At 40.6% G+C, this 18,756-nt stretch carries 17 protein-coding genes and 1 tRNA gene; 14 read left to right on the top strand and 4 right to left on the bottom strand.

Features of this window, described 5'->3' with window-relative positions; translation table 11 throughout:
* Window positions 1–168: 168 nt before the first annotated feature.
* Complete coding sequence (locus GO009_RS01885; protein WP_163624463.1) at window positions 169–942, bottom strand: hypothetical protein; 774 nt, start codon at window positions 940–942, stop codon at window positions 169–171.
* A gap of 1,023 nt (window positions 943–1,965) precedes the next feature.
* Here GO009_RS01885 and GO009_RS01890 point away from each other — a divergent pair.
* The 8 genes from GO009_RS01890 (at window position 1,966) to GO009_RS01925 (ending at window position 8,947) form a co-directional block, all read left to right on the top strand.
* A complete protein-coding gene (locus tag GO009_RS01890) occupies window positions 1,966–2,433 on the top strand; it encodes a hypothetical protein (RefSeq protein ID WP_163624464.1) in 468 nt (155 codons plus the stop codon).
* 445 nt (window positions 2,434–2,878) lie between these two features.
* Window positions 2,879–3,148, top strand: a complete 270-nt coding sequence (locus GO009_RS01895; RefSeq protein WP_163624465.1) for an AlpA family transcriptional regulator — start codon at window positions 2,879–2,881, stop codon at window positions 3,146–3,148.
* Between the two features lie 74 nt (window positions 3,149–3,222).
* Window positions 3,223–4,428 carry a primase-helicase family protein gene (locus tag GO009_RS01900; protein WP_163624466.1) on the top strand — a complete coding sequence of 402 codons (1,206 nt, stop codon included), beginning with the start codon at window positions 3,223–3,225 and terminating at the stop codon, window positions 4,426–4,428.
* A 205-nt stretch (window positions 4,429–4,633) separates the two neighbouring features.
* Complete coding sequence (locus tag GO009_RS01905) at window positions 4,634–5,536, top strand: CHC2 zinc finger domain-containing protein (protein WP_163624467.1); 903 nt, start codon at window positions 4,634–4,636, stop codon at window positions 5,534–5,536.
* A 45-nt stretch (window positions 5,537–5,581) separates the two neighbouring features.
* Entirely contained in the window at window positions 5,582–5,878 is a 297-nt protein-coding gene (gene mbpA, locus GO009_RS01910) for a mobilization protein MbpA (RefSeq protein ID WP_163624468.1), read from the top strand.
* 5 nt (window positions 5,879–5,883) lie between these two features.
* A complete protein-coding gene (locus GO009_RS01915) occupies window positions 5,884–6,744 on the top strand; it encodes a relaxase/mobilization nuclease domain-containing protein (protein WP_239057367.1) in 861 nt (286 codons plus the stop codon).
* A gap of 10 nt (window positions 6,745–6,754) precedes the next feature.
* The gene (locus tag GO009_RS01920; RefSeq protein ID WP_163624470.1) at window positions 6,755–7,210 is read left to right on the top strand and encodes a DUF6730 family protein; all 456 of its coding nucleotides are present in this window, start codon (window positions 6,755–6,757) and stop codon (window positions 7,208–7,210) included.
* A gap of 399 nt (window positions 7,211–7,609) precedes the next feature.
* Window positions 7,610–8,947, top strand: coding sequence for a Fic family protein (locus GO009_RS01925; protein ID WP_163624471.1), 1,338 nt, complete (start codon window positions 7,610–7,612; stop codon window positions 8,945–8,947).
* A gap of 364 nt (window positions 8,948–9,311) precedes the next feature.
* Here GO009_RS01925 and GO009_RS01930 read toward each other — a convergent pair whose 3' ends face one another.
* Both GO009_RS01930 and GO009_RS01935 read right to left on the bottom strand, forming a co-directional pair.
* Window positions 9,312–10,541: a site-specific integrase gene (locus GO009_RS01930; RefSeq protein ID WP_163624472.1), complete on the bottom strand. Its 1,230-nt coding sequence runs from the start codon at window positions 10,539–10,541 to the stop codon at window positions 9,312–9,314.
* A 251-nt stretch (window positions 10,542–10,792) separates the two neighbouring features.
* Window positions 10,793–10,877 (bottom strand) — tRNA-Ser (locus GO009_RS01935).
* 153 nt (window positions 10,878–11,030) lie between these two features.
* Between GO009_RS01935 and GO009_RS01940 the strand changes: the two genes are divergently transcribed.
* Both GO009_RS01940 and GO009_RS01945 read left to right on the top strand, forming a co-directional pair.
* Entirely contained in the window at window positions 11,031–11,783 is a 753-nt protein-coding gene (locus GO009_RS01940) for a sulfite exporter TauE/SafE family protein (protein ID WP_163624473.1), read from the top strand.
* Between the two features lie 14 nt (window positions 11,784–11,797).
* Complete coding sequence (locus tag GO009_RS01945) at window positions 11,798–12,991, top strand: DegT/DnrJ/EryC1/StrS aminotransferase family protein (protein WP_163624474.1); 1,194 nt, start codon at window positions 11,798–11,800, stop codon at window positions 12,989–12,991.
* A gap of 908 nt (window positions 12,992–13,899) precedes the next feature.
* On the opposite strand, the gene GO009_RS01950 is transcribed toward GO009_RS01945, so the two are convergent.
* Window positions 13,900–15,234, bottom strand: a complete 1,335-nt coding sequence (locus tag GO009_RS01950) for a serine hydrolase (protein WP_239057368.1) — start codon at window positions 15,232–15,234, stop codon at window positions 13,900–13,902.
* 50 nt (window positions 15,235–15,284) lie between these two features.
* Here GO009_RS01950 and GO009_RS01955 point away from each other — a divergent pair, with 50 nt between their 5' ends.
* Genes GO009_RS01955 through GO009_RS01970 form a run of 4 tightly spaced genes read left to right on the top strand, consistent with a single transcriptional unit; the run spans window position 15,285 to window position 18,756 of the window.
* The gene (locus tag GO009_RS01955) at window positions 15,285–16,157 is read left to right on the top strand and encodes a pirin family protein (RefSeq protein WP_163624476.1); all 873 of its coding nucleotides are present in this window, start codon (window positions 15,285–15,287) and stop codon (window positions 16,155–16,157) included.
* A gap of 31 nt (window positions 16,158–16,188) precedes the next feature.
* Window positions 16,189–17,676, top strand: a complete 1,488-nt coding sequence (locus tag GO009_RS01960) for a VCBS repeat-containing protein (RefSeq protein WP_163624477.1) — start codon at window positions 16,189–16,191, stop codon at window positions 17,674–17,676.
* The gene (locus GO009_RS01965) at window positions 17,667–18,110 is read left to right on the top strand and encodes a hypothetical protein (RefSeq protein WP_313790195.1); all 444 of its coding nucleotides are present in this window, start codon (window positions 17,667–17,669) and stop codon (window positions 18,108–18,110) included. Before GO009_RS01960 ends, GO009_RS01965 begins: the two co-directional genes overlap by 10 nt.
* A complete protein-coding gene (locus GO009_RS01970) occupies window positions 18,097–18,756 on the top strand; it encodes a peptidoglycan recognition family protein (RefSeq protein ID WP_163624478.1) in 660 nt (219 codons plus the stop codon). Before GO009_RS01965 ends, GO009_RS01970 begins: the two co-directional genes overlap by 14 nt.

Raw genomic sequence — 18,756 nt, forward strand, 5'->3', positions numbered from 1 at the left:
AGGGAGGCCACAAAGAAGTGGTCCATGCCCATCAGGAACTGGGGCATCATTTTAAACCAGTTCCTAACGATCTATGAAAAAAGGGTCAGACTCTAATAAAGTCCAACCCCCGTTATTTTCAACTTACACACTTATTGGGATAGTGTCAATTTCAGATTTAATCATCCTTCACTTTTTGGTTCGCTTTGGCCATAAATATTTGACTTTTTGAATAATGATTACTGCTGATTGATTAATAACTTTTATCGATGGCTTAATAAGTGTAATAATTGTCAAAACTGCAATGATCAAAGCCATGTATTGTATAAAATTATTATGACGTTCATACCAATGTTGGACTTTGATTTTTAATTCAACCCGGTCGTTTTCCCAACTATTCCCATTAAAATAGGTCATTACATATGTAAAATAATATTCTCCAGGTTCAGTATCTTCTTTTAGTTTTATTTTGTAGGTCATTGGAGCTAGGAACTTCTCTTCTCCTTTGACTCCCAAAGTACTTTCTGAATGTATCAAGGCTTTTTGTGACAGGTCGACGTTTAGTAAATCCCTATTGTCTTTATTGGGCATCACATAGGGTCTATCCTCAAATATAAAATCATCAAAATATGTGACCAAAAGCCTGCCATTTTCTGCACTCACCATACTAGCACTTAGAATAGTTAGCATTTTATTGTCCATAGGAACCTCTACACCTCCATAAACATAACGGTTATTGGATAGTGGTTTGAAATCGGCAAGTAAGTATGATTTTTTCGTATCTAAAATTTCTGCAGAGGATGAAAAGAATGTTTTGGCAGATGTAAAGTCAATGTATCCATATCCAGAAACATAATAACTTATTACAATTGAATCCCCGGGTACTAAAGATGTCTTGTTGGCATTTACAATTTGCCTATAACTTCCATTTCTGTTTGAATTAGAAGCTTGCTGATTGAGCATTTTATAGTAAGGCGGTATCTTTTCCTATGAGTTCAGATGTTTTGGATTGACCTAATAATGGTTTTATGGGTGTTATTATAAACACTAATAGGATTAATCTAATAATGATTTTATACATTTTTACCTTTTTAAAGACATAATAATCACTAAAAGCCTTGTACTAGTGACCTAAAAACCATAATACTGTCAACTAGATTGTCAACCAAACAAAAAAAGCCCCTAAAACAGGGGCTTTTCAAATCATTAAGCGGAGGAAGAGGGTCTTCTTTAAATTGAAAAAACCACTGTTTTTAGGGGTTGTAAAGGGTGGGGAATTGATACTGACACCGAAAGGGACACCTTTTTAATAGTAATTTAACAATTATGGGCTTTTTAAATGCCAAATGGATACAATGAGATTTAAAATAAATTAAAGAGCTTCAAAATGACAGAATTTAAAATTGGGTAATACCAGATAACGAAATCAAAATTTAAAATAGAAAGTCTATTTAACCAGGATGTTAAAAACTTTCAATAGGTCACTTAATGAAATCTCTATCAAAGAAACCTAACTTTCCTGGCAGGCAAGAGGTCACCGGTTCGAATCCGGTATTCTCCACAGTAACAGTAAGGCTTCAAGAGTTTTTAACTTTTGGAGCTTTTTTTATTTGCACGCAATTTGCACGCAATTTGCACGCAAACTTAGGTCAAATTTGTTTTTGATTATTTGTTGCAAATTGGACTATTTCGATGTTTTTTCACTTATTTCTGAGTAATTTGAAAAAGTTATATACCCATTGGATATCTTTGACCTTCTTTTCCTTTTATCAACCAGATTCCCGGCCATAGTAACTTTTGCCAACCAATCCTTACCGTTATTGTACAGATAGCCGAATTCTAAAAAAAATGATTTCACAACTATTAGGGCACGATTCACAACAAAAAAAGATGATTTTATATCATCAGGGTAGGGAATTCGTTAGTATGATTGTTTAACCTATGGAAACTATAAAACAACAATTCTTAATTAATCAATAGTAAAGTATGAAAACCTCAAATCTATTTAAATACTTAATAGCCGGAGTAATGGTCCTTACCGTCATTGCCTGTAGCAAAGATGATGACCCTTTTGCGAGTGTAACGGTCAATGGAACAACATTAAGAACAAGCCCTTCCGACTTTACCGTTGGTGACCGGTCGGATTTCAATGGTGACATCGATGCAAGTTTTACCGGCAACGGTGGTTCTACCACCCGTATATTCAGCTGGAACAACAACCTCAGTACAGCGGATTATAATGCCGATATCACTGCGACTACGGAAGGTACCTTCAATATGGTGGTAACAGATGCAGATGCAAATATCGTGTTGAATAGATCATTGAACGGTGCGGTTGAGCCCGATTCTTTCTCTGGAGTAACCGACGCAGGCACTTCCGGAATATGGACCGTAACGATTACAGTAGAATCTTTTAGTGGTGATGGCAGCTTTTCTTTGAGTGAAGGAAACTAGTCAATTCTCCTACTTGTAAATACATAAAAGCACCTCATAAACGGGGTGCTTTTTTTTGAAGTAAAGTGAACAGGTTTAAAAAGCTAACCCTTTTCGAGACAGTATTCCAGAGCTACCTGAATGTTTTCATCCAATAATCAATCGTTTATTGGTGCCCAAAATTTTATATCTGTTTATTTCAATTGTTGATAACTCAATATCCTTGTATTCTAAGAAAATTCGATTGATGTCATTTGATTTGATTTAGAACAAAATTTTATTTGCCATTTTTCATTTGGTTTGATATGAACTGATATGATGTAAGTGTTTGCACATCAATTTTTTGTGGATAAAATTCAATCCATAAACCTTACTTTCCCTCCGCCCTCTATTATCTTTATCCAAAGAATTCTTCAAAGGAAAACAAAAGCGCTTTTGTTCATTTGTAATCGTTAAAAGGAACAAAATGGACAATTTTTTGATACTCGAACGGCTTGACCGTTTGGAACGACTTATGATAGCCAATAAAGAAGTACTGACCTTTGATGAGACCTGTGATTACACCGGCATATCAAGAAGTTATCTGTACAAGCTTACCGCTGCGGGGCAAATCCCGCACTCCAAGCCCAATGGAAAACTTATATTCTTTGAAAGGGAAAAGATAGTCAGTTGGTTGCTACAGAACCAACGTAAGCCATTGCCGGAAAGCGAAACGATTGTGGATTCAAATCCTTAGCCACGGATTCATCTTTAAATTATTTGTGGATTCACCAAAAATGGAAGTAATCACAAAATTTCAAAAGCACCAATATGGAAACAGTACCATACATAAGGGTCGGGACCACCTTTTACAAGTTGGTAAGGATTCCGACCATTTCTGGACATTTCAACGAGCAGCTGGTCCCTTGGAACGAGCATATCATCAAGCAGGACCATGGCAAGGACTATTTGGGCAAGGTGCCCAAATATGATGGGTTCGCCTGTATTCCCTGTCATGTGGACTTCAAAAAGGAACACCATGGTTTCTACAATACCTATTCCCTTTTGGCACATGAACCCAAAGAGGGAACCATCAAAAGAACACGGGCCTTTTTAGGGCATATCTTCGGCAACCAGCTGGAACTTGGGCTGGACTATCTGAAACTCCTGTACCAAAGACCGGTGCAGGTGCTCCCCATCCTCTGTCTGGTCTCCACCGAAAGGAACACCGGGAAAAGCACCTTCCTCAAATGGCTCAAGGAGATCTTTGGCAACAACCTTACCTATCTGACCAATGACAGCTTTGCAAGCCAGTTCAATGCGGACTGGGCCAACAAGCTGTTGATATGCGTGGACGAGGTGCTGTTCAACAAGGAGGAGCTCACCGAGCGCATCAAATATCTGAGTACCACCAACAGGAACAAGCTGGAGGCCAAGGGCAAGGACAAAAGGGAAGTGGAATTCTTTGGAAAATTTATCCTCTGCAGTAATAACGAGGACAGTTTCATCAAGATCGATGCCCATGAGACCAGGTTCTGGGTTAGAAAGATTCCTTCACTTAAAAGGGAGGACACCGATTTCCTGGACCAGTTGTCCAAGGAAGTGCCCGCTTTTTTGGATTTCCTTTCAAAAAGGGAATACAGCACAAAACAAAGAACCCGAATGTGGTTCACAGCTAAACAGGTTTATACCCCTGCCCTTAAGAAGCTGGTGAACAATAACCGAAATAGGGTGGAGAAGGAACTGGCCAGTCTATTGCTGAGTGCCATGGAAAAGTTCGAGATGGACTCGGTGGACCTTTGTCCCATCGATGCCCTGCACATGCTCAACCGCACACGGGTCAAGACCGACCTGACCCAATTGAGGCGGTTGCTGAAAAAGGATTGGAAACTGGACAACCAGCCAAATTCAAACAAGTACCAAAAAATCACCATTTGGAACAACGGCGAGATCAACACCGAGGACGCCAAGGGAAGGTACTTTACCATAAAAAAGAATTTTTTGGTCCAAAATTTTGATGATTTGATGACAGATTGATATAAGCCCAGTGTTTATAAGGGTTTAGGCTGTCATCACTTTGTCATCATTCTGTCATCAAAATAAAAAATGATGACAGGGACAATGAAGAAAAAAACAAAAGTGATGAAACGATGACAAAATGATGACGGGGGAACAACCAGTATTTATAGGGTCCCCCAGAGGTTTGTCATCAAATCATCAAAAATCGATTAAAAACAGAACCATGAGAGAAAAAAGAATGGACTGCGAAAAAGCCCGCAACATTGACATCGTTTCCACGCTGGCCAAGTCGGGGCACTTTCCAGTCCGGAAAACGGAAAAAGAAGCTTGGTTCCTCAGCCCGTTCCGGAGCGAGACCCAAGCCTCTTTCAAGGTATCATTGAAGGAAAACTACTGGATAGATTTTGGGACCTTTGAAGGTGGCAGTACCATAGACCTGATCATGAAAATGGAAAACTGTTCCGTAAAGGAGGCATTGGAACGATTGTCCGGGAACATGGGCCATTTTTCTTTTCACCGGCGGCCGAATCCAACCAAGAAGGAACATAGGGCCGACCCGATTGAAATCATCCAGGAAAAGGAGATCGAGCACAGGGCCCTGCAAAACTATCTGAGCTCCAGAAAGGTTTCGACCAAGACCGCAAGAAAACTGTGCAAGGAGGTCCATTATAAGATAGGAGAACGGACATACTTTGGCATAGGATTACAGAACAGGTCTGGAGGCTGGGAACTGCGGAACAGCTATTGGAAAGGATCCACATCGCCCAAGGATGTTTCGATGATGGGGAACAGATCAAAGAAATTGGCCATTACCGAAGGCATGTTCGATATGCTCACCCTAATGGAGCTGATGCCGGATATCGTAAACAGCCATGACCTTCTGGTATTGAACACCACGGCCTTCGTAAAACGGATGGTCACAGAGATAGGGGAATATGAAAATGTGGAGCTGTTTCTTGACAGAGACAAAACGGGACTGGGGATGACGGAACTTTTATTGGAAAAGTGCCCGAACAGTAGGGATATGTCCTTCCTCTATGAAGGTTTTAAAGATATAAACGTATGGAAGGTAAAAAACGCAAAGGATGAAGTTCGGAAACGAATTCAAGATGTGTCATTGTCATGACAAATCTTGCTTTTGCTCCCGAAGGTCGCAAAAGTTGATGGGAAAATGAAGAAAGAGTTCGTCCAGTTCCGCTGCTCGGTCTACGAGAAGAAACTGCTGAAGGTAAAGGCCCTGAAGAGCGGTCTTTCCCTCAGCGAGTACTGTCGACGTGCCGCATTCGATGACCGAATCGTGGAGCGGATGACGGACGAACAGATAGAGGCCTACAAGCTATTGGTCAAATACCAACGGAATTTTAGGCTGATCACCAACATGTTCCGGAAGCGGAACACCAGATTGGCCGAGGAAACGGCCCAGCTGGCCAAAGAGATAAGACAACATCTTTTAAACTTTAAAAAATGATAGGAATGGGAAAGTCCATATCGCATACTGCAGCCTCGATGAGCTACGGGATGAACCAGGAGAAAGGATCGGAGATCATCCATAGCCAATATCTGGCCGGGGAGACCCCAAGGGAGATCACCGAGGAGTTCAAGGTCATCCAAGAACAGAACGAGCTGTGCCGGAAGAACACACTGAGCTTTGTGCTCAGTCCCACCATAGAGGACGGGAGGAAACTGGAAAGCGAACGGCTCAAGGAAATGACCGAAAGGTTCCTCAAGGAGATGAACCTCAAGCAGCACCAGGCCGTTGCCTTTATCCATAGGGACAAGGAACATGTACATGTCCATCTGTATGCCAACCGGATAAACTTTCAGGGAAAAGCCTACAATGACAGTTTCATCGGAAAGCGGAGCCAACAAGTGGCGGAACGGGTGGCCAAACAAATGGACCTGACCACGGTAAAGGAGGTACAACAGGAAAAACTGTACCGGATGCAACATGTCCGATCGGAAATACAGAAGATCCATGAAAAGGTCATGGCCAGGGAACGGCCAAGGGACTTTGATCAGTACATCAAGTCGATGGAGCAGAACAATGTAAAGGTCATTCCCAGCATCAATAGGCAGAACCAATTGCAGGGCTTTCGTTTTGAGTACAAGGGAACCAACCTAAAAGGAAGCGAGGTGCACCGGTCCATGTCCATGGGCAGGATCGCCCGTCAAATGAACTTTGAAAAGAACATGGCACAGCGGATAGCCAAGGACAGGAGCATGCAGCTTTTGGGCCGGACTGTGAATATCCCAACAAGCCTGACCCAGACCATCATAAAGAAGACCATCAAACTGGCCATAAAAGTGGTCAGGGACACTGGAATAGGAATCTAAACAGAACATTATGGCAAAACTGGATGAAATAGCGGAACTGTTGACAGAGGAGGTCAACGGGTTTGAGAAGAGTATAGACCGTTTGGAAAAGGTGCATGAAAATTTGCAAAATCTCCCATTGAGGCCAGATACCACTGAGTTAAATAATCTTCTAAAGGAGTATGGCAACAACCAAAAAAACAACATTAAGGAACAACAAAGACTGATGGAAAGGATTCTTCATAAAGTAGAGCGGTCCATTCTCTTGCCCGGTTGGGCCATAAAACTTACTTGGGGGTTGTTGGTCACGGTCTTGTTGGTCTTTGGATTTTCAATCTATCAGGTGTCAAGGATAGCCAAGAAGGAAGAGACAGCATATATAAAAGGTCAGGATGATGCCATTGAACACTATGGGACATTCTTTAAAGAAAGCCCAGAGGCAAAGGAACTCTATCAAAAATGGCTGGAGGTAGAAGGCAAAAAGTAGGACAGCGCCCTATCCTATTTTTGTTATACGCTTTTCTTTCCGAACTGCTACAAAAATAGGATAGGATCCGAGCGCTGAAGTTGGGGTAAGGGATTTGGGGACAAGTGGTCTCCCCATAAACCTTAGTCCCCCTTAATAACTACTTTAATCAGACTTAGAACTGAAATCCAATTTTGTGAATACCTCCGGGGGATGGCTGTTGTTTGGTAATAAAAAATCCTCGGAGCAAGCCCACGAGGTATTCAACGGAACAATATGTTATCATTTTTTAAAAAACCATCCGTTTTTTAAACATTTCCTTTACTACACCCGAGGCAGAGCCTTGGGGAATTCTATTAATTAAAATAGATGCCCTAGTAGGTGTATATAAAAGATTATTTTTACATCAAATCACTGATAATGTCTGAAACAAACAGAATAGAATACAAAGAAAAATTAACCAGAGACCTGGATTTGGAAAAGGAAGTGATTGCTTTCCTCAATTATTTGGAAGGCGGGTTAATTTACTTAGGCATTGATAAGCAAGGGAAAGTACTTGGTGTAGATGATATTGACAGTGATATGCTTAAAATCAAAGACCGTATCAAAAACAATATTGCTCCTTCGGCCATGGGTTTATTTGATGTAGTGGCTGAAGAACGTGACGGTAAAGACATTATCAAGATTATTGTTGCCGGTGGAAGTGAAAAGCCCTATTTCAAAAAGAAATACGGCATGACCGAAAAAGGCTGTTTTATTCGTGTAGGCACAGCGGCCGAACCCATGCCGCAAGCTATGATTGATAAACTTTTCGCCAGCCGTACACGTAATTCAATAGGAAAAATAAAATCGCATCGCCAGGACTTAAGTTTTGAGCAGCTACATATCTATTATCAGGAGAATGGTAAACCTCTTAACAAACAGTTTAAAAAGAATTTAGAACTACTTACCGAAGACGGTTTCCTTAACTATGCAGCCTACCTTTTAGCAGATGTAAACAATGTATCTATTAAAGTTGCTAAATATAAAGGCCTAGATCGGGTAGACCTTCTTGAAAATAATGAATATGGATATTGCTCGCTCATTAAGGCCACAAAAAGTGTACTGGATAAAATTGCAGTAGAAAATACAACTTTTGCGACCATTACATCAAAAGAACGTATTGAGCGAAAGTTATGGAATCCTGTAGCCTTGCGTGAAGCTATATATAATGCCATAGTACATAATGACTACACCCGAGAAGTACCACCTAAGTTTGAAATATTTGACGACAGGATTGAAATAACATCTGCCGGTTCCTTACCGGACGGACTTAGCAAAGAAGATTTTTTTGAAGGCGTTTCTATGCCGAGGAATAAGGAGCTAATGCGTATATACAGGGATTTGGATTTGGTAGAGCAACTGGGCTCTGGCGTTCCACGGATTTTAAAGAGTTACGGAAAGGAATGTTTCCGGTTTATGGATAACTTTACCAGAATGACTTTTCCTTCTTCTGAAAAAATCACCGAACAAGTTACCGAACAAGTTACCGAACAAGTTACCGAACAAGTTTCAAAATTACTTTCTGTAATAGGTAGGGATGAAACTACAACGGCAGAATTAATGACAAAGTTAGACATGAGGCATCGTCCAACATTTTTATATAATTATTTACAGCCGGCACTTGATGCAAAATTGATTGAAATGACAATCCCGGATAAACCGAAAAGCAGTAAGCAACGATATAGGTTAACGGAAAAGGGAAAACAGATTAAGTAACTTTAATGGTGATTTTATTAATTTCTATTTGAATATGTCCTATCAGTCAAAAAATGAAAAAGATATTACCGGCTCAAAAAAACAGCACTAATTTTTTGTTTCCCATTTGTACGTCATACCTTGTTAACCCCTGTAAAATAAGGAAATTTACATATTGCATCAGGGTTTTTCCGGAACTCCCTTTGTTAAGGCCATATTTCTTGTGTAGCCCAGATTTTAGGATTTTCCAATCTTTTCCGGCTTCTGGGTCAGCTATGTGGTCGGCCAAACGCTAATTGAGTAATTTTTGGTGCTCTAACGATATTTCTAAATGCTCTTCTTCCTGATATGTTTCTACAAGGGCCAATATCAAGGGGCAAAAGGTTTAAGCGTTTTTTGACTTGATCTTTTCTTGAAAGCTCAATTTCTTTTTTAACAATTGCATATCTTCACTGACCTTTCGGTTCAATATTTTTGCATAATGCTGCGTGGTTCGGAGTGATTTGTGCCCCAGCATCTTGCTTACAGACTCAATGGAGACGCCATTGGAAAGTGTCACGGTAGTCGCAAAAGTATGTCTGGCCAAATGGGTGGTCAGGTGTTTATTGATTCCGCTTAGATCCGCTATTTCCTTTAAATAGGCATTCATTTTTTGATTGGTCAATACGGGTAGCACCTTTTTATCTACAAGTAAGGGGCTATGCTCGTATTTTTCAAGAATCATCAATGCTGTTGGAAGAACGGGAATGTTACTTTTTGTTTTTGTCTTGGTACGTTTGGTGTTGATCCATAAATCCCCGTCAATCCCTATCACAAAATCGTCATGTGTCAATTTTTTCACATCCGCATAGGCCAATCCGGTAAAGCAACAGAAAACAAAACAATCCCTTACATGCTCTAACCGTTCATTTGTAAAAGGATGATTCATTAGTCGTTGAAGCTCTTCATCAGTCAGGAATTCTCGTTCTACAGTTTTTAATCGGGCTTTCCAATTGGCAAAGGGGTCTGTTTTGATCCAGCCATTTGCATAAGCGATCCTTATGATTTTTTTAAAGTTCACCACATATTTGATGGCCGTGTTATGGCTGCACTTTCTTTTTGTCTTTAGATAATATTCAAAACCTGAAATAAATGAATGATCTACATCTACGACAGGAATATCTTTCTTTCGAAGTTCGATCTGTAAATATTCGGCCAGATGACTTTTTGCTGTTTTGTAACGTTCTGCTGTACCAGGAGCAAAATCTTTTCCAACTAATTTTTCAACCCTGTCATTGTGCTCTTGAAAGATTTCCAATAACATTTTTGAGGGCTTATCCGCACCTAGGTAAGAATTTTTAAGTGACACAGCAGTCAATGGTCGGCCCTTGTCTTTCAATTTATCCGCATGCCGAAATAGGTCGGTCCGTATTTTCATTAATTGCGAATTCAGTTGACGTACTTCTTGCGAGAACCCTAACACCTTCCCATTGGTGGCATCCCAAGTGTTGGGATAAATTTTGCGGCCCGTGCTGAATTCGGAACGCTTTCCATTTACCGTGATTCTGATGTATATCATTGCCCGGCCTACTTTGTCGGTTTTGTGCTTTTTGATGTAGAATAAGAGAGATAACATAAAAGGGACACCTATTTTAACATTATTTGCCTTGAAATTAGTAAAAAAATATTAAAAAATAATCCCTGTAATATGTTGATTAATAATATTTTAAATGATATTAGGTGTCCCTTTTTGGTGAGATTGCAGGTGACACCGAATTGGGCACCTATTAGGATGATATTAAATGATATCATTTGATATCAAAAAAAATAAAAACCCTGTAAATCAATAATTTACAGGGTTTCTTGTTTTGAGATGATGTCTCTCAGCGGAGGAAGAGGGATTCGAACCCCCGGAGGTGTGACCCTCAACAGTTTTCAAGACTGCCGCATTCGACCACTCTGCCATTCCTCCTAAGCGGGTGCAAATATATAAAGCTTTTTCTTATCCCAAAAGACCTTTTTGCATTATTGTTTAAATCGGAGGAATAAAACATTTTGTACATTCCCCATTTAAAGTTTGACAAAATCAGTATGCCGTTCAAAACAATGGTTATACCTTTGTATTATGCTAGAATGGTACCACTATTTGCTCTTGGTGGCTGTAGGTTTTGCAGTAGGATTTATAAACACCGTGGCAGGAGGTGGTTCTCTGTTGTCACTGCCTACACTTATCTTCTTGGGATTGCCCCCAGCCGTGGCCAATGGTACCAATAGGGTTGCTATAGTGATTCAAACTGCAATGGCAACGGCCGGTTTTAAGAGCAAGGGCATTTCCACCTATCCCTTTAATGTTTATCTTGGAATTTCTGCCTTTTTAGGCTCCATTATAGGTGCCTATATTGCAGTGGACATTGATGGCGAAACCTTTAATAGGATTTTGGCCATTGTTATGTTGACCGTGGTGCTCATCATTATTTTTAAGCCAAAGATGAGAATAGGAGAAATGCAGGAACGCCTCACAGGTAAATATTTATGGGTGAGTATGATCGTATTTTTCTTTTTTGGGATCTACGGTGGTTTTATCAATGCCGGACTTGGTTTTTTAATGCTGCTATTTTTGCATTATTTTAATCAGATGAACCTCGTGAGGTCCAATGCCACCAAGGTTGCCGTGGTGTTCATTTACATGCTTGCAGCTTTGGCTGTTTTTGCATTTAACGATAAAATTGATTGGAAATTGGGATTGGTGCTGGCCATAGGAAATGGTTCTGGAGCATGGTTCGCCAGTAGGTTCTCCGTAAAAAAAGGGGACGGATTTATAAAAACATTTTTAGTGATAGCCGTAGTTTTGATGGCCATCAAACTATGGTTCTTTTAAAATAAAATATAAGTATGCCAGGATTTGAACTTTTTGGAGATAAGGAAAGAAAAGAAGTACAAGACGTTATGGACTCTGGAGTGTTGATGCGCTACGGATTCGATGCGATGCGAAACGGACATTGGAAAACAAAAGAATTAGAAAGCGGTTTGGCAGAAAAAATGCAGTCCAAATATGCACATGTCGTAAGTAGCGGTACAGCTGCACTAACAGTTGCTTTGGCCAGTGCAGGAGTTGGAGCGGGAGATGAGGTGATTATGCCCACTTTTACTTTTGTGGCCAGTTTTGAATCCATTCTGGCTTTGGGTGCCGTCCCCGTTTTAGTTGACATTGATGATACCCTTACTTTGAAACCAGAAGCGGTGGAAAAGGCCATCACCCCGAGAACCAAAGTGGTAATGCCTGTACATATGTGCGGTTCCATGGCCAATTTAGATGCCTTGAAAGCCATTTGTGACAAACATGGACTTTTATTACTGGAAGATGCATGTCAAGCTATTGGAGGCACCTACAACGGGAAACCTTTGGGAAGCATAGGCGATTTAGGCTGTTTTTCTTTTGATTATGTAAAGACCATTACCTGTGGGGAGGGTGGCGCCGTTATCACCAATAATGAAAATTATTACGAAAACGCCCATAAATATTCAGATCACGGTCACGATCATGTTGGAAATAATCGGGGAGCCGAGGAACACCCGTTTTTAGGATATAATTTCCGAATTTCCGAGATGAATGCTGCCGTAGGACTAGCTCAGCTTGCCCGTTTGGATGAGTTTATTGCCATTCAAAAAAGAAATTACACAATTTTACGAGAAGCATTGTCAAACATTCCAGAAGTTGTTTTTAGAACTGTTCCAGATGGGGGAGAAGAGAACTATTCTTTTCTGAACTTCTTTATGCCCACGGAGGAATTGGCTCAGGTGGCTCATCAAGAATTGATTGAAGCAGGAGTAGATGGATGTTTTTATTGGTACGACAATAACTGGCACTACTACAAAAAATGGGAACATTTGACCGAAATGAAATCCTTGGGCAAACCCCCAAAGGATATCATTGAGTCATTACCCGATTACAAAAAAGCTGATTTTTCTGAATCCGATAAATGGATGTCCAGAAATATCTCCTGCTTGATCAAATTGGGATGGTCGGAAAAAGAAGTGGCCGAACGTGCCAAAAAAATGGTGACGGCCATAAAATCTTCTATATAAACATAGGGTTACTTGCTAGGATATTGGTATGACCGTTGTCGTCTTTATCAGGCGATATGGAACAATGAAAAGTTTTATTACGTTGGAATCCATTTGTAATGAAATCCTGAAACAAATTTAAGGCGAAGAACAACCCCAAATAGAAAAGAGCCTTGCCGTTATGGTCAAGACTCTTTTACGAGAACACTATATGAAAATGAAAAAATTACTTTCTGATTAATTACAATGTAAATGTACCCCGCAACTCCACAATAGTGAAATTATTGTTGTGAAGTCACGTTTACTTGTTGTGATATGATGTTTTGTTGTAATTATTTAGCTGCTTTTTGCATGAGAACTGTTTATTCTGAAGGATTGTAACGACTGAAGAATCTGAGTTTCTCGCTATCCCCATTATACTGCGCTCAGGGTGACAGCTCGAAATGACCTGCGATAGAATTGGTGTGATTCGTGAAATTCGTGTCAGCCAATAAAGAACAATTTAAGAAGATTCTCCTAGCCAAGCAGTTGTCATTCCGTGCGATTGCTGAGCGAAGTACAACACGGAATCCATATGGTGAGACCCCGAAACCAGTTCAGGCTGACGCTTAGAAATGAATGGGGCAATCCTTTTTTTTGATTCTTAAATCAAAATTGAGAATCTTCGCAAAGCTCAGATGACACAGAACTGAATTAGAGTAATTTGTGGAATTCGTGTCAGGCTAAAAGTTCAGGGGTAGCCTTAAATAGAAAAGAGCCCTGCCACTTGGGTCAAGACTCTTTTACGAGAACACTATATGAAAATGAAAAAATTACTTTCGTTTATTATTACATGGTAAAACTACCACGAGCATTCCCGTAAACGAAATTATTGTTGTGAAGTTCCCTATTCCTGTGGTTTTTTGGGAATTTTAGTATATCTCATCGATTTAAGGTACTGCTTTCACGATGTTCGATAGCACGCCGTTTACATCAAAATAAGGTTCCTCTGCCAAACCTGTCCTAACAACGACCAAGTCTTTGGAAGGAATCATAAATACATGTTGGCCTTCAAAACCATTGCAAGAAAACATATCCTTGGGCACATCGGGGTACTTACCTTCAGCGTTCAGCCAAAAGTGTGCCCCATAAATGCCATTAGAGTTTATGGTGGGCTTGGTAATGTAATCCACCCAAGTAGAATCAAACAGTTGCTCTCCGTTCCAATTGCCTCTATCCAAATACAACTGTCCAAAACGGGCCCAATCGCGTGTACTGGCCCATGCGTAGGAAGACCCAACATAGTTCCCTACAATGTCGGCCTCCAAAACCATAGTGTACATCCCAATTTTATCAATCAAGGCGGAGTAGGGGAAATCCAAATACTCTTGATGGCTTCTAAACTGTTGCCGTAGAATTCCAGATAACAGGTTGCTGGTGCCCGAAGAATAGTTCCAAACTTCCATAGGTTTAGCTATCGCTTTTTTATTACGTTGCGCTTGGGTCATATCACTATCTAAAAAAAGCATTCGGGTAACATCAGATATTCCCGTATAATCTTCGTCCCAAGCCAAACCACTTTGCATGCGGAGCAAATGGTTCAAGGTAATGTTTTTTCTTTCATCATCTTTCCATTCAGGAATAGGAGCGGGCCAGTCCATTTCCAATTTACCCTGATGTTCCAAAATTCCGTAGCAAGTGGCCAGCACACTCTTTGTCATGGACCAGCCCAAAATTGGGGTGTCTTTATCAAATCCATCAATATATTTTTCGGCAATCAAATGCCCCTTGTACAAAATGAGCATAGTCCGTGTCTTTTGTGTTTCGGGCTCGGCAAAAGCCATAGCGATTGCCTTATTGATTTGATCCATGTCCACTTCTGGCAGCACTGTATCCACTGGTGCCGCTTGCCCGTAGGGATAAGGAATAGTATCAGAGGCTTGGTTCCGTTGAGGTTTGATGGTCAATGCGTTTGGGTCGTAATCATCATTGATCAAAACCGCACCCAATCCATCGCGATGTACCGCTGTACGCTTCATCAGACCATAAACGGTTGAAGAGGCGGATTCCTCGTTTTTATTCACCTCTGTCGAAGCAATCTCGATCAAAGGAGCACTATTATCATATTGGTTCATGCTAGCCGCGGAGCGATTGGCTACAAAAACGCCAGATGCCACATTTTTGGCGGCATAACCGGAAATAATATTCAGTTTGGGATAATTCAGGTAAACAACTACTCCGATTACAACAAGGAGAAGCAGCAAAACACGCTTAAGTAGTTTCATGGTATAGTATGTATTTGTAACTTTCTGCATCTAAATATAAACATTTAAACATGTCCAACATTGGATTGATCATAGAGGAACGCAGCCGGGATATTGGCGACTTTTTAGTGGGGAGACTGATTCCTTTCCGTAAAAAGCGCATGATAGGCCCCTTTATTTTTATAGACCACATGGGGCCTACAAAATTAGGTCCCGAAAAATATATGGATGTGAACCAGCATCCACACATGGGCTTATCCACTTTAACATTTATGTTGGAGGGGGAAATTATCCACGAGGACAGTCTTGGTACCCATCAACGGATAAGACCCGGTTCCGTAAACTGGATGACGGCAGGGAAGGGGGTAACCCATACCGAAAGGACCCCACAAAACATGCGCAAAGGCAACACCTTTACAGCCCATGGTTATCAGATTTGGGTAGCCTTGCCAAAGGAACTGGAGGATATGGAACCCCAATTCCACCATATTGATGAAAAGGATATTCCCAAATGGATAGATGCCAATACGGAATTTAAATTGGTGGCCGGAGAAGGCTACGGGAAAAAATCACCTGTGCCGGTACATTCCAACCTTTTTATGGTAGAGGTAAAAACTACAGGGGCCTATACACTCAATGTAAATGCCCAATTAAAGGGAGAAATCGGTATCTGCATTGTGGAAGGAAGCATTGAGGCTTGCGGTGAAACTGTGGGAGAAGGGAATATTCTTGTCTCCAAGGTTGAGGACACATGCAACATCAAGTTAAAACCAAATACACATTTATTGCTGTTCGGGGGCGAACCTTTTCCCGAGGAACGTTATATTTATTGGAATTTTGTCTCCTCTAGCAAAGAAAAACTGGAACAGGCCAAAAAAGCATGGAGAGATAAAACTTTTCCAATGATGGAAAACGATGATACCTATGTACCATTGCCCAACTAAAACCCTCAACCCCCGACACCCTAACCAGCCAATGCCAAACAGACCTTTATATTTTTATTCCTTGACTGCCTTTGTGCTCATACTTTTAATGGGTTCTTGCAACAAGGAAAAGCCAAAACCAAAAGAAGCTCAACTCTATTCTAAATACTGTGCCAGTTGTCACCTACCGCCCAAGATCGATGCATTGCCCAAGAATGTTTGGAAAGAATATGTGCTCCCCGCCATGATGGAACGTATGGAAGTGGAAGGCTTGTACCAAGACAACAATGTGGTAGAAGATGGTTTTAGACCCAAAATCACACTCAAAGAGTGGGCACAACTGGAAACTTATATTGTATCCAATGCCCCAGAATATTTAGAAGCTATACCCATGCCACAAACCGACACTCTCGTACAATTTAAGACCAAAACTTATTCTTTGGATGATGAAAATGGGGCTATGGTGACCTATCTGGAGTTTTTGGACAAGGATAACGAAGTATATTACGGTGACCTTTCAGGAAATTTGGGTGTTTTTAATTTTAGTGAAGAAAAATCAACCGCTATTTACCAAGGAAAGAGTCCTGTAACATGGTATAGCAAAAAGGATTCCCTAGAAATTATCAGTGAAGTGGGCATTATCCGTCCTTCTGAATTGATCAAGGGAAAAATGATTGGAAAAGTAGGTAAAGATACCCTTTCAATGAACCACGATTTTCATAGACCGGTCCATACACTTTTGGAAGACCTTAATAATGATGGTGTACATGAACTTATAGTCAGTGAATTTGGTAATGAGACAGGGCAACTGTCCTTGATGGTCAAAAATAAATCAGGAGGGTATGACAAAAAGGTATTGCTCAATCTTCCAGGAGCCATTAAAACTGTGATCAAGGACATGAACCATGATGGCAAAAAAGACATTGTGGCATTAATGACCCAAAGTAGGGAGAGTATTACCGCTTTCTATCAAACAGATAACCTAGTTTTTGAAGCAGAAAATATTCTGGAGTTTAGCCCTGTTTTTGGAACCAGCTGGTTTGAGTTTGTGGATTACAATGGCGATGGTCTGGAAGATATTATTACAGTACAAGGCGATAATGCAGACATTTCCTATGTGCACAAACCCTATCATGGTATGCGAATCTATCTTAATAAAGGGAACAATACCTATTCCGAAGCCTTCTTCTATCCCCTGCACGGTGCAACGCGGGTACTCTCTCGCGATTTTGATCAAGATGGAGACCTTGATTTTGCCCTGATCAGTACATTTCCCAACTATCAAGAGTTTCCCGAGCTTACTTTTGTCTATTTGGAAAACAAGGATTCCGACAGTTTTGAATTTACCACAAACATTTTGCAAGATCCCTCTATGGCGCGTTGGTTTTTAATGGATGCCTCGGATATTGATAACGATGGCGACGAGGATATTGTTTTGAGCTCCTTAACTTTAGGCTTTACTCCAGTTCCTAAAGTTTTGACCGAACGTTGGAAGAACGATAATGTGGATATTATGGTATTGGAAAATGTATTGTATTGAAAAGGTGGACTTTTATAGCATTTCTAATTTTGATAGGGTGTTCCCAAAAAAAAGAACCCGTAGAACCCCCTGCAAAATATAAATGGTACGGCCATGAAGTCACCGCATCAGCATATAATTCCGTTTTTTGGCAAACGGATAGCATCAACCCATCCGTAGCGGCGTGGGGAGACACCTTAAAACCGGGGATGAAAAGTATTGCAGTTTCACGAGATCTAATTAAAATGGGGCTCACTCATAACACCATGGTAAAAATAGATACCTTTCCCGACACATTTTATGTAAAGGACAAAATGCATTATCGCTGGCGTAACCGAATAGACATTTACATGGGAAAAGACGTTAAAAAAGCACGCGAATGGGGCAGAAAAAAATTGATTATCTGTTATGCCGTTTCCATTGATTCCATAAACACCACAAATGAAGAAAACTAGTTTAATTCTATGGACCTTGGCCATGGTGGCATGCTCCACTCAAAAGAAAATTGTGGACATTCCCATTATTTTTGATGAACAACGGGTTGAACTGACCAAGGAATATTTATTAAACAGATATGAAATAGAACAGGACACTCCCTTAATAACCCCAAAAATGGTGGTTTTGCATTGGACCGCTATACCGTCCCTTAAAAAATCATTTGAAGCCTTTAACCGGTCTACCTTGCCCAACTGGCGTCCGGACATAGAAAACGTAAGTGGTCTTAATGTTTCGGCACATTTTTTAGTAGACCAAGATGGAACCATTTATCGTTTAATGCCCGAAACCACCATGGCACGCCATACAATTGGTTTAAACCATTGCGCAATCGGAATAGAAAATGTTGGTGGCACAGAGGGATTTCCCTTGACCAAGCAGCAACTCAAATCCAATATTTATTTGGTCAACTATTTGGCATCAAAATATGATATTGATTATGTAATCGGCCACCAAGAATATACCTTGTTCGAAGGGCATCCACTTTGGTTGGAAGTGGACGATGGCTATCGAACCAAAAAAACAGACCCAGGGATGGATTTTGTGGAAAAGGTAAGAAATGCCACTAAAAAATTTAACTTTAAGCCTGTTCCAACAAAACAATAG

Origin of the sequence: Allomuricauda sp. TY007 (assembly GCF_010468565.1) — a bacterium.
Lineage (GTDB): Bacteria > Bacteroidota > Bacteroidia > Flavobacteriales > Flavobacteriaceae > Flagellimonas.